At 60.6% G+C, this 12155-nt stretch carries 11 protein-coding genes; 6 read left to right on the top strand and 5 right to left on the bottom strand.

The genetic code is table 11. The features are described 5' to 3' along the window. The first annotated feature begins 529 nt into the window (after nucleotides 1-529). The 3 genes from E0L37_RS02195 to E0L37_RS02205 all read left to right on the top strand — a co-directional run bounded on the left by E0L37_RS02195 (nucleotide 530) and on the right by E0L37_RS02205 (nucleotide 3192). Complete coding sequence (locus E0L37_RS02195; protein WP_133490163.1) at nucleotides 530-1513, top strand: DUF1852 domain-containing protein; 984 nt, start codon at nucleotides 530-532, stop codon at nucleotides 1511-1513. Between the two features lie 27 nt (nucleotides 1514-1540). Continuing rightward, nucleotides 1541-2569, top strand: a complete 1029-nt coding sequence (locus E0L37_RS02200) for a methionine synthase (RefSeq protein ID WP_133490164.1) — start codon at nucleotides 1541-1543, stop codon at nucleotides 2567-2569. A gap of 92 nt (nucleotides 2570-2661) precedes the next feature. Continuing rightward, nucleotides 2662-3192: a flavin reductase family protein gene (locus E0L37_RS02205; RefSeq protein ID WP_205655566.1), complete on the top strand. Its 531-nt coding sequence runs from the start codon at nucleotides 2662-2664 to the stop codon at nucleotides 3190-3192. Between the two features lie 117 nt (nucleotides 3193-3309). Here E0L37_RS02205 and E0L37_RS02210 read toward each other — a convergent pair whose 3' ends face one another. The 3 genes from E0L37_RS02210 to E0L37_RS02220 all read right to left on the bottom strand — a co-directional run bounded on the left by E0L37_RS02210 (nucleotide 3310) and on the right by E0L37_RS02220 (nucleotide 7354). Further along, a complete protein-coding gene (locus tag E0L37_RS02210; protein WP_205655567.1) occupies nucleotides 3310-4542 on the bottom strand; it encodes a methylenetetrahydrofolate reductase C-terminal domain-containing protein in 1233 nt (410 codons plus the stop codon). Between the two features lie 355 nt (nucleotides 4543-4897). Next, nucleotides 4898-6490, bottom strand: a complete 1593-nt coding sequence (locus tag E0L37_RS02215) for a gamma-glutamyltransferase family protein (RefSeq protein WP_133490165.1) — start codon at nucleotides 6488-6490, stop codon at nucleotides 4898-4900. A 24-nt stretch (nucleotides 6491-6514) separates the two neighbouring features. Next, a complete protein-coding gene (locus E0L37_RS02220) occupies nucleotides 6515-7354 on the bottom strand; it encodes a sulfite exporter TauE/SafE family protein (RefSeq protein WP_370450507.1) in 840 nt (279 codons plus the stop codon). Between the two features lie 390 nt (nucleotides 7355-7744). Between E0L37_RS02220 and E0L37_RS02225 the strand changes: the two genes are divergently transcribed. Next, nucleotides 7745-8125: a VOC family protein gene (locus E0L37_RS02225; protein ID WP_133490167.1), complete on the top strand. Its 381-nt coding sequence runs from the start codon at nucleotides 7745-7747 to the stop codon at nucleotides 8123-8125. A gap of 149 nt (nucleotides 8126-8274) precedes the next feature. Here E0L37_RS02225 and E0L37_RS02230 read toward each other — a convergent pair whose 3' ends face one another. Further along, entirely contained in the window at nucleotides 8275-9237 is a 963-nt protein-coding gene (locus E0L37_RS02230; RefSeq protein WP_133490168.1) for an isopenicillin N synthase family oxygenase, read from the bottom strand. 125 nt (nucleotides 9238-9362) lie between these two features. Next, nucleotides 9363-10268, bottom strand: coding sequence for a LysR family transcriptional regulator (locus tag E0L37_RS02235; protein WP_133490169.1), 906 nt, complete (start codon nucleotides 10266-10268; stop codon nucleotides 9363-9365). 125 nt (nucleotides 10269-10393) lie between these two features. Here E0L37_RS02235 and E0L37_RS02240 point away from each other — a divergent pair, with 125 nt between their 5' ends. Both E0L37_RS02240 and E0L37_RS02245 read left to right on the top strand, forming a co-directional pair. Continuing rightward, a complete protein-coding gene (locus tag E0L37_RS02240; protein ID WP_133490170.1) occupies nucleotides 10394-11188 on the top strand; it encodes an SDR family NAD(P)-dependent oxidoreductase in 795 nt (264 codons plus the stop codon). A gap of 50 nt (nucleotides 11189-11238) precedes the next feature. After that, nucleotides 11239-12153: an aldo/keto reductase gene (locus E0L37_RS02245; protein ID WP_133490171.1), complete on the top strand. Its 915-nt coding sequence runs from the start codon at nucleotides 11239-11241 to the stop codon at nucleotides 12151-12153. The last annotated feature ends 2 nt before the right edge of the window (nucleotides 12154-12155 follow it).

The raw sequence follows: 12155 nt of genomic DNA on the forward strand, positions 1-12155 counted from the left end.
AATCTTCGGTGCCCGGAAAATGCGGGGTTGAGAGGCGCGCCGGATAGGGCGGGCCCCGTTACGGGGCAGGGAGGTGATGGTGTATACAGAAATGGGGCAGGCGGACATTCACGAGTGAGCTTTCCACAGCGGCCTCGTGATGCTTGCTGGCAAAGGCCGCTAGCCTTATAGCGACCTCCAAAGTCAGGTTTCCAGCCCCCGCCGCTAAGCAGGGGGGCGTGGATTGCGGGCCCGCCAGCGTCCCGGCAAACCGAAGTCGGCGCCAAGCCTGACTACCGTGGAATAAAAGATATGAGGTTTACTCATGAATTTCTGAAATATTATCATTATTTTTCATGGTGCGGTTCCGGTATAAAACCCCCCGTTGTTCATTACCCGGGAACACACCAAGGCTGATTCCCCGGCAGACCGCCCAGTGCAGGCATTTGGAGTCTGAGCAGGCCGCCGGGTCGATCCAGTCCGGGGTGTTCCGGAACGAATCGGCAATATGAGCCGATCTCATCTTGGATTATCAGGATGCCCGACAGCCATGAATAAAGAGTTTGTATTCTCCCTTGACAGCATTCGTTTCGATGAGCACTACCAGCCGTCGAGCGCGACGCGCCTGACCACCAACTTTGCCAATTTGGCCCGGGGTGAGAGTCGCCAGGAAAACCTGCGTAATACGCTGAAGATGATCGACAGCCGCTTCAACGACCTGGCCCACTGGGATAATCCGGAAGGCAATCGCTACAAAGTCGAGCTGGACATCATTTCCGTACAAATGGAGATCGGTGCCGACGGCCGCGCTGCCGCGCTGCCGCTGATCGAGATACTGAAAACCACCATCGTCGATGGCAAGCACAACGCGCGCATTGAGGGCATCGTCGGCAACAACTTCTCGTCCTACGTGCGTGATTATGATTTCAGTGTGCTGCTGCTGGAATACAACAAGAATCGCGATCGCTTCAGTGCGCCGGACGGTTTCGGCGTCCTGCACGGGCAGATATTCCGGAGTTTCGTCAACTCGGATACCTACCGGGAGAACTTCAGCAAGGCGCCGGTGATTTGCCTCAGTGTGTCAAGTAGCAAGGTGTACCACCGCACCGACAATCAGCACCCGGTGCTGGGCGTCGAGTACCAACAAAACGAACTTTCGCAGACCGATGAGTACTTTAAAAAAATGGGCATGAAGGTGCGTTATTTTATGCCGCCCGACAGTGTCGCACCGCTGGCGTTTTACCACACTGGTGATTTGTTGTCCGACTACACCAACTTGGAACTGATCTCCACCATCAGCACCATGGAGTCTTTCCAGAAAATCTACCGTCCGGAGATCTATAATGCCAACTCGGCCGCTGGACACTGCTACCAGCCTAGCCTGAAGCACCAGGATTACTCCTTGACTCGGATTGTTTACGACCGTGAAGAACGTAGCCGGTTGGCCATTGAGCAGGGCAAGTATGTAGAGGAATGTTTCATCAAACCGTACCGCGGCATTCTTGAGCAGTGGTCGGCCAATTATGCCCATTGATAAACGACAAGCATGGGATCATCGGTCATGAATAAATTATTGCCCACTTCGACAGCGGGCAGTCTGCCCAAGCCCTCCTGGCTGGCACAGCCGGAGACCCTTTGGTCGCCGTGGAAACTGGAAGGCGAAGAACTGGCGTCTGGAAAGCAGGACGCCTTGAGCTTGTCGTTGCAGGAACAACAACAGGCAGGCATTGATATCGTCAGTGACGGCGAGCAGAGCCGCCAGCATTTCGTCACCACCTTCATAGAACATCTGGACGGCGTGGATTTCGAGCAGCGCGAGACGGTCAGGATCCGCGACCGCTACGACGCCAGCGTGCCCACGGTCAAAGGCGCGGTGAGCCGCCAGAAGCCGGTGTTTGTCGAGGACGCCAGGTTCCTGCGCCAACAGACCTGCAAACCGATCAAATGGGCTTTGCCAGGTCCTATGACGATGATCGATACCCTCTACGACGCCCACTACAAAAGCCGCGAAAAGCTGGCTTGGGAATTCGCCAAGATTCTCAACCAGGAAGCCAAAGAGCTGGAAGCGGCGGGGGTTGACATCATCCAGTTCGACGAACCAGCCTTCAACGTGTTCTTCGATGAGGTGAACGACTGGGGCATCGCCACGCTGGAGCGGGCTATTGAAGGACTCAAGTGCGAAACCGCGGTGCATATCTGCTACGGCTACGGCATAAAAGCCAACACCGACTGGAAAAAAACCTTGGGGTCCGAGTGGCGGCAGTATGAGGAGATCTTCCCCAAGCTGCAGCAATCCAACCTTGATATCATTTCGCTGGAGTGCCAGAACTCCCGCGTTCCGATGGAGCTGGTCGAGCTCATTCGTGGCAAAAAAGTGATGGTCGGAGCCATTGACGTGGCCACCCATGCCGTTGAAACACCGGAGCAAGTCGCCGACACACTGCGCAAGGCGTTGCAGTTTGTCGATGCGGACAAGCTGTGTCCATGCACCAACTGTGGCATGGCACCGCTGCCACGTGGCGTGGCACGTGCCAAGCTGCGGGCACTGAGTGCCGGCGCCGAGATCATCCGGCGGGAATTGGCCGGTTGAGTGCAGCCATGGTATCGGCAGGGTGAGGGGACGATGATTCCGGCCGCACCTCATTGGCGAGGGCGGATGAGGCCGATCGTCCGCAGCTCCGAGTGACCACCCAGGAATCAGGATTGACCATGTCATGTTTCAGTTCGGCCATTGATCCCGCTCGCTTTCGCGAAGCGCTGGGTTACTACGCATCCGGCATCACGGTGATTTCGTCACAGCTGGACGACGAGCCGGTGGGCTTCACCTGCCAGTCGTTCTACAGTGTGTCGATGAACCCGCCTCTGGTGTCTTTCAGCGTGATGTCCAGCTCGTTGAGTTATCCAAAAATCCGTTGCGCGGGCCGCTTTGCCGTCAACATCCTGGCCGGTGAGCAGGTGGCCATTTCCAACCAATTTGCTCGGCGCGGCGCCGACAAATGGGAGGGGATCGAGCGTCACCAATCGCCGCTCGGCAATCCGGTGATCGCCGGGTGTTTGCATTGGTTTGATTGCGAGGTTCACGCTGAACATGTCGCTGGTGATCACGTCATTGTGATCGGTGAGGTGAAGGCACTGAAGCTGCAAGAGGCGGGGGAGGAACAGCCGCTGTTGTATTTCAAAGGGCAATACGCAACCCTGCCGGGTCTGGCGTGAGGCGGGGCCTCATGTCTGCTGGGTGAGCAGGCGCTGCTGTTCCGTGCCGGCGTCTATGAGTTCAAGGTCCGGCCAGCGGCGTCAGTGTGCGCCGCCAAGCGGCCAACGGTGTCCGCTTCAGTCTTCCGGTTTTGAGGCGTCCGCCTCAAACCACTGTGGCCAGGAGCTGCGGTGCCGGTCGTCCGCACTGATGCAGGGGATCAGCGTTTGCGCCAGCATCGGTAACCGATCGGCGGATTTGGCAAGGCGGTATTTGACGCTGTGTATGCACTCCCGGTCGCCAAACTCACAACGGTTCAAATAAGTGCCGCCACAGGGGCCGTTGGCGAGACCTTTCGGGCAGGTTTCCGGGCAAACGTACACCGTGTCTTGCAAGCGACAGCTGCCACAGGTGTCGCAGCCCACCAGCGGTCGTTTGATGGCCCGTTCCGCCGCATGCAGTGCCGCACCGCCTATCGTTGTCTTCCAGATCCGTCGCGTCACCAGCCAGCCGAACGCCCGGCTGAGTAAACTGCCGCGTTGGAAAAACAACCGGTGGACCGTGGCAAGCCTGCGGTAGCGTCGGTGCTCCGAATCGGTGGCTCGGGCGCCGGGCCGTCCCAAAGCACGGACGTCGATATCGGGAGTAAAGCAAACCTCGGGCCCGCCGGGCAGTTGCCAGCTTGCGCGCCACTCTGAGTGCCACGCATCCAGTGAGCTCACGCGCTCACGTAGAGCGGTCAGATGTTGTTCCAACAAGAGGAGTTCCTCCAACGTATGCACGCCGGACAGATGGATGCCGGCATATCCCATCCATTGCAGGCCCAGTATTTGCAGCGCCAGACGTTTAAGGCTTCGTGTATCGGCGTCGTCCTGCGACAGGCGTGTTTCGCTATCCAGCATCTGGCGCATGGAGTCGGTGATAACGATGCCGGGTACCGACTGCAACGCCGCGGCGCGCTGTGCGGTTAGCCGCATCACACAGGCCAACATCGGCGTGCTGTGTGGCTGCGCGTGCATCCACTGCTGGGCTTCAAGGTGCCTGGCGGCATCGTAGCCGAGCTGAAGGGTGAAAAAGTCAGCGCCGGCACGCTGCTTTTTCCGCGCCTTCAAATACTGTGCTTCGGCTTCTTCTTCCAGGTATTTGAACGGATTCAGCGCGGCGTCCAGCAGCCAGTCCGGACAGGATTCCCGGACAATTTGCAGTGCAGGCACCGACTCCAGATAACGTACCGGGGCTTGGCCGGGACAGTGGCCAGGCAGGCGGTCGCCGGTGAGCAGCAGCAGTTGTTTCAAACCCCGCGCCTTCATCAAGCCCAGTTGGTTCAGCAAGTCCGAGCGCTCGCGATCCTTGCCGGAAAAGTGCAGCAAGGACGAGGTCGGGCAACCCAGCGCTTCCGCTCCTTGCAAGGGGCCTGGATCCGAATGCGGGCCGACACGGTCGGCGAAGGACGGCACTAGCAGTCCACCCGCGAAATGACCGCGCTGCAGGATTTTCCCAAGCGCCGCCACGTGCGCTGCGGACTGCCGGGGAAGAACCTCCATTACGCAGACGAAGCGGTGTGCGTCCAGCGCCTGTTTCAGTATGGTCAAAACTGTCCGGTACCTTGGCTGTTGGAGGCCCTTGTTGTGATGGCCCCCTGACAATTGAGTTTGGGATGGGATATTGGTGGCGGAAGGCCTGGGGCGCCTGGCAGTGGCGGCCCCGAGGGTGTGGGTGCGGGGCTCAGAGCGTCGCGACGGTACCGTCGCTGCGCGGGTCGGCGGCGCCTTCCAGTAGGCCATTGGGATGGCGTACCACGGCGCCGGCGTGGCCCATGGTGTCGCTGAAGTCTTCGTCCAGCACTTCCACCTGATGGCCGGCATCGCGTAGTTGTTGCGCCAGGGCGGGGTCAAAACGCGCTTCCAGTTTCAGGCTGGTGCTTTGTTCCCCCCAGGTTCGGCCGAGTAGCCAGCGCGGTGCGGTCACGGCCTGTTGCAAGGGCTGATTGAACAGGGCGTAGCGGCTGAAGACCGCGGCCTGGGTCTGGGGTTGGCCCTCGCCGCCCATGGTGCCGTACACCATGGTGCGGCCGTCATCGAAGCGAGCCATGGCCGGGTTCAGGGTATGGAACGGTTTGCGCCCCGGTTTCAGGGTGTGCAAGGCGGCGTCATCCAGGGAGAAACTGACGCCCCGATTTTGCCACAGTACCCCGGTGGCGGGCAGCACGATGCCGGCACCAAATTCCCAGTAAGTGCTCTGGATGAAACTGGCGCAGCGGCCTTCGCGGTCGATGCAGCCCATCCAGATGGTGTCGCCGGGTTGCGCCGGGTAAGGCCAGGGCAGCGCGCTCTGGCGGTCGATGCGGCGCACCCGCTCGGCCAGATCCGATTCGCTGAGAAAACGGGCCGGATCCTCGCTCATATAGGCCGGGTCGGTGCAATACTGGTCGCGTACCAGGAACGCCTGTTTAGTGGCTTCCACCAGCCCGTGGAGGTGATCGAAGCCCTCGCCGTCCGTTACCCCGAGCCGGTCGAACAGGCCAAGAATCATCAACGAGGCCATGCCTTGAGTGGGAGGGGGTTGGTTATACAGCGTGCTGCCCCGCAGGCGCACCGACAGCGGTGGTAACGTCCGCGCCTGATAGCCGGCCAGATCCTCGCGGGTGAGCGGGCTGCCGGCCCGGGCCAGGTCCTCGGCCATGGCGGTGGCCAGCTCGCCCCGGTAGAAATCCTCGGTGCCGGCCTGCCCGATACGTTCCAGGGTGGCGGCCAGTCCTGGCTGCCGCAGAATGGCACCTTCCACCGGCACCTGGCCCTGGTCCAGGAAGGTGTCGGCGAAGCCGGGCACGGAAGCCAACTCTGACAGCTTCCGCCGGGTCAGTTGTTCCTGGCCGCGGGTCACCGCCACGCCGTCCCGGGCATGCCGCTGGCCGTCTTCCAGCAGGCGAGCGAGTGGCAGTTCGCCTCCCCATTGACGTGCCACGTTCATGGCCTGACCCCAGCCGCCAACGGTGCCCGCCACGGTGAGCGCCGCCAGCGGGCCACGGGTGGGGATGCTGTCGTGGCCATGTTGCCGGTAGTAGTCGACATCCGCGGCGGCAGCGGCGGTGCCACAGGCTTCGATCGCCACCGGCGCCTCGCCGGGAGCACCCAGGATCCAGAAACCGTCGCCGCCGATGGCGTTCATGTGCGGGTACACCACGGCGATGGCCGCCGCCGCCGCCACCATGGCCTCGGCGGCGTTACCGCCTTCGCGAAGCACATCCCGGCCGGCTTGGGCGGCCAGATGATGGGGGGCTACCATGACGCCACCGAGAGCGCGTTTGGTCGTCAACATGTCGTGTTCTCCGGGCCGTGGCGGTTACAGCAAACCGTACAGCATGCGTAGTGAAGTCAGGAAAAGGAAAAAGGCAAAAACCTGCCGTAACCGGTCGGCGTTCACCGCGTGGGCGATGCGCGCGCCGATGGGTGCCATCATCATGGTCATCGGCACGATCAGCGCCAGACCGGCCAGATTGATGTAGCCGAGGCTCATCGGCGGGCGATTGGGCACGCCCAGACCATTGATCAGAAAGCCAATGGCACCGGGCAGGCTGATCACCATGCCGATGGCGGCGGCGGTGCCCACCGCGCGGTGGATCGGGTAGCCGAAAGCGGTTAGCAAGGGGACGCTCAGCGTGCCGCCGCCGATTCCCATGAGCGTGGAGAAACCGCCCACCAGAGTGCCGATGATCTGTTTGAACGGGGTCGGCGGCAGATCGTCGGTCAGTGCCAGGCCCTTGCTGCGGAACGCCATGTTGGCGGCCACCAGCAGAGCGACCACGGCGAAGATCGCGGTCAGGGTGGTACCGCGCAGATAGCCACTGATGGCGATGCCGATCAGTACGCCCACCAGCAAGGCGGGCCCCCAGGTTCGCAGCAGGGAGACGTCCAGATTGCCCTTCCTGGCGTGGGCCCGGGACGACATGATCGAGGCGGGAATAATAGTAGCCAGGGAGGTCCCCACCGCCACGTGCATTTTCACTGACTCGTCCACACCGAGCAGGGTGAACAGGTGATACAGCACCGGCACCACCACGATGCCGCCGCCCACCCCCAACAGACCGGCCAGCAGGCCGGCGATGATGCCGGTGGCCAGCAGCGCCACTACCAGCCCGGCCAGCCATCCGACACTGTGACCACTCAGAAGCTCCACGATCATCCCCAGACGATTTGATCTTCGCCGGCCGGGCTATTTCCCGGGCGCGACTCCAGGTTCCCCTAAAGGAAATTTTGGCTAGGATGCCATTTTTGTATACAAGAATAAAGTGCTGATTTATAGGTGTTTTTAGGAATTACATGGGCTATTTGGGGGCGACCTCATGTTATTGCACCAATATTGTGCATTGCTGTTCAGGGTTTGGCACGGCGTGGTGGTTGCGATGTGTTTTGTTGTGGCAAGAGAAGCGGGGGTAGATTTCAGATCGAGGTTTGTGACTTGTTGACTTTTATGGTTTTGTTTTGTCTTCCGAAGCCGGTGGGTTGATTGGATGCTCGGTCCGGCATTCCAATAGTGGTTATTGAGTATCCACTCTTCTGAACGGGGGCATCCGTGTTTGCAGTAAAAGCCACCCAGCATGTTTTGGCGGTCAAGGATCTTGAGAAGACTGAAAGCTACTTTCTCGACAAACTGGGGTTTTCCGCCCGCTTCCGTGTGGACGGTTGGTCGTTCTTGAGTCTTGGTGGTTTTCACGTGATGTTGGGGCACTGCCCGGACGAGCTTCCAGCCAGTGATACGCATGAGCACTCGTACTTTGCCTATGTAAACTGTGAGGACATAGACGAGATTTACCGAGACTACCAGCAACGTGGTGCCGAAATTTTCCAGGTAATATCCGACAAGCCCTGGGGACTACGTGAGTTCGGCGTGGCGACGCCCGAGGGGCATCGAATCATGTTCGGTGAAGAGATTGAACCATCAGGGAACTCATAACCTGTTGCTCAAGTACGTTCCCTGCCTTGCGGCCGTCCAGCGGAACGCCGTGGTTGGAGGTAAACCTGGCCCTGACCCATCGCAGCAAATCACGCTTTCGGCGCCCGGACACTCGCCTTTGTGTGTATCAACAATTTGTTGTGGCTTAGTTAACGATCAGCCAGGCGCGGTTGGGCGCGGAAGTCGTAGGTGGCGTTGAGGCGTTGCGCCAGATAGTCGCTGCAGCTGACCGGCGGGTAGCGGGGCTCCTGGCCGGGGAACAGATCGCGAGGGTCGACCATGGCGTCCGGGTCCGCTTCCATGAAAAACGCCACGGAGTAGCGTTCCGCTTCCGGAGTGCGTACCCGATGAGGCGTGGACTGGTAAAGGTCGTTGCTCCAGCGCATCAGGCAGTCGCCGATGTTGCAGACAAAGGCGCCGGGAAAACTGGGGGCGTCGATCCACTGGCCATTCTTGGTGCGGACTTCCAGGCCGGGAACATCATCGGTTTTCAATAGCGTGACATTGCCGTAATCGGTATGGGTGCCGGCGGCGCCGTCCTCCCGGTACGGATCGCCCTGGGCGGCCGGGTAGCGCAGCATGCGCAGGGTGGCGATGGGCTCGATCAGGCGGGACTCGAAGAAATCCTCCGCGGCGCCCATATCCAGGGCGAAGCCCCGGTGCAGGGTGCGGGCCACGTTCAGGCAGCGGTGGTAATAGTCCAGGGTCCGCTCACGCCAGCCGGGTAGATCCGGCCAGTAATTCACTCCGCGGAAGGGCTTGTTATTGAGCACGTCGGGGTGGTCCGCCGGCAGGTCGTGGCCGATGTTGAACGCCTCCTTGCTGTCGGCGCCGGAAACCGGGTTGAGTTTTTCGTCCTGGATCGCCACGTAACCGCGATTATGCGGGGAGCGTTTGATGGAGAGCGCTTCCTTGCGGTCGGAGGGCAATGAGAAGAAAGCCGAGGCGTCCTCGAACAACGCCTCGAACACGGAGTCCGGAATCCCATGATCCACCAGGTAGAAAAAGCCGATATCCCGGCAGGCGCGCCCCAATTCGCTGGCCGTGGCCTGACGCTCCGCCGGTTGCTCGCTCAACAACCCCGCCATGGAAATGATCGGTAAGGATTCCATCGTTGTGCCCTTGATTACCCGTTGGTCCGAAATCCGAATTTCGATCATGGTGACCTGGCTTGCATGGGGTCAACAGTTTAACCGGCAATTGGCGATGCCGATTTTCGTTCGGGGTGAGCGCCAATTCAGCGCGGGCGTTCGGGAAGACGGGCCTGCAAATACTGTTTGAGGAAATCCAGAAACAGGGTAACCCGTGGAGCCAGATGACGGCCATGCAGGTAGAGAGCGTTCAAGGGCGCGGCGGCGGGAGCGTGGCGGGGCAGTAGCTGGACCAGACGGCCGCATTGTAGATCCTCGCCCACATCCCAGATGGACTTCAGTACGATGCCGGCGCCTTGCAGGGCCAGGGCATGGGCGGCCTCGCCGTCGTTGCAGCAAAAGGCGCCGGTGATGCGCACGGTGCTTTCACGTTGCCCGCGTCCGAAATGCCAGTCTGCTTGCGGTTGCTGTCCAATCAGAATGCAATCGTGGCCGGCCAGGTCCGCCAGTTTGCGCGGGGCGCCCTTGCGTTGCAGGTAATCCGGGCTGGCGCACAGCACCCGGCGGTTGGGGGCCAGCCGGCGCGCCACCATACGGGAATCCAGGGGTTCGCCGTAGCGGATGGCGAGATCGAATCCGCCTTTGGCCAGGTCCTCCACCGTGTCGGTCAGGGCCAGTTGAACACGCAGCTCCGGGTATTGGCGGGCGAAACGTGATAGTGCCGGCACCAGATGACGGCGTCCGAAACCGGTGGGGGCGGTCAGGTGCAGGGTGCCAGTGACCCGGTCGTGGTGACGCAGCAGAGCCGCCTCGGCCTCGTCCACCTGGGATAAAAGGCGCAGGCAATGCTGATGAAGGATGTCGCCTTCCTCGGTGAGTGACAGACGGCGGGTGGTCCGGTGTAGCAGGCGGGTATCCAATTGCCTTTCCAGTTCGCCCAGACGCTTGCTCACCACCGCCAGGGACAGGCCCAGTTCGCGTGCGGCGGCGGAGAGGCTGCCTCGTGCCACGATGCGTTCGAAAATGCGCAGGTCGTTGATGTCCTTGAGCATGATTATTCTCAACGATTTGGAAACAATCCTTATCCTATTACGGTGATTGTGCAACGTCTTTTGAATGCGCACATTATCTGTTCACGACGGTTTGCAGGTTTGAACCCGAAATCGGAAGGTTGAGTATGAATATTGATTTATCCGGGAAGACCGCGCTGGTCACCGCTTCCACGGGCGGTATTGGTTATGCCATTGCCGTGGGGTTGGCGGCTTCCGGCGCGGAGGTGATTCTCAATGGCCGTAGTGATGACTCGGTGGCTGCTGCCAGGGACGGACTGGCCGCCGATGTGCCGGGCGTGAATTCGCGCGGAGTCGTGGCGGATCTCGCCGACCTTTCCGGGTGTAAGGCGTTGCTGGCGAAAATCCCGGCGGTGGATATTCTGGTCAATAATGTGGGCATTTATGGCCCGAAGGATTTCTACGAAACCGACGATGACACCTGGGACGATTATTGGGAAACCAACGTCATGTCCGGCGTGCGGCTTTCCCGGGCTTATCTGCCGGGCATGGTGGAAAAAGGCTGGGGCCGGGTGGTGTTCATCTCCTCGGAGTCGGCCCGCAATATTCCCGCCGACATGATCCATTATGGCGTCTCCAAAACCGCGCAGCTGGCTTTGTCGCGCGGCCTTGCCAAACATGTGGCCGGCAGCGGCGTTACCGTTAATTCAGTTTTGCCCGGGCCCACGCTTTCGGACGGCTTCCGCGCCATGATGCAGGGCGAAGTGGAACGCACTGGCAAATCCGTTGAAACGCTGGGCCAGGAATTTGTCATGGCGGAGCGTCCGAGCTCGGTGATCCAGCGTCCCGCCACCGTAGAGGAAGTGGCGAACATGGTGGTCTATGTCTGCTCCACCCAGGCTTCCGCCACCAGCGGTGCGGCGCTGCGCGTGGATGGCGGTGTGGTGGACGACATTTGCTGACCCGGCTTGCCGATACGAGCAGGCCGATACCAGGATAAGGAGGTGTTCTCATGCTGTCCCGACGCACGCTGTTGCAAGCCGGCGCGGCTTCCGCCGCCGGACTGATGTTATCGCCGCTTTGGGCGGCCGGTGAAAAGGACGCCGCCATGGCGGCGCGGACCATTCCGTCCAGTGGCGAAGCGATTCCGGTTATCGGCATGGGCTCGTCCGGCAGTTTCGAGGTGGGCACCTCCGATCAGGAACGGGATCCCCTGCGCGAAGTACTTCGGCGTTTTTTCGCCGGTGGTGGCCGCCTGATCGATACCGCGCCCAGCTATGGTTCGGCGGAAACGGTGATCGGTGACTTGTTGAGTGAACTGGGGCTGCGGCAAAAGACGTTTCTGGCCACGAAAATTTCCAGTACTGGCAGGGAGGCAGGAAAGGCCCAGTTTGAAAACTCTCTGCGCCGCCTGAAAACCGACAAGGTGGAACTGCTGCAGGTGCACAACATGCAGGACTGGCAAACCCAGATGGCGCTGATCAACGACCTCAAGAAAGAAGGCAAGGTCCGTTACAGCGGCGTGACGCACTGGCTGGATGGCGGTCAGGATCAACTGGCCGAGGTGGTGGAGGCCAGTAAACCGGATTTCCTACAGATCAATTATTCGGTGATTTCCGCCAAGGCGGAAGAACGGTTGTTTCCGCTGGCCCGGGATCTGGGCGTGGCGGTGTTGATCAACCGGGCCTTTGATGATGGCCGCCTGTTCCGTCAGGTGGCGGATCGGCCATTGCCGGAGTGGGCACCGGAAGCCGGTATCGATTCCTGGGCCCAGGCGTTCCTGAAGTTCTCCATCAGTCACCCGGCGGTCACGGCGGTCATTCCCGCCACCGGAAAGCCCCACCGGCAGAGTGATAATCTGAAAGCCGGCTACGGGCCGATGTTGACCGAACAACAGCGTCGCGATCTGCGCGCCATATTCTCCTGACC

Origin of the sequence: Alcanivorax sp. 24, from assembly GCF_004360225.1 — a bacterium.
GTDB classification, from domain to species: Bacteria; Pseudomonadota; Gammaproteobacteria; order Pseudomonadales; family Alcanivoracaceae; genus Alloalcanivorax; species Alloalcanivorax xiamenensis.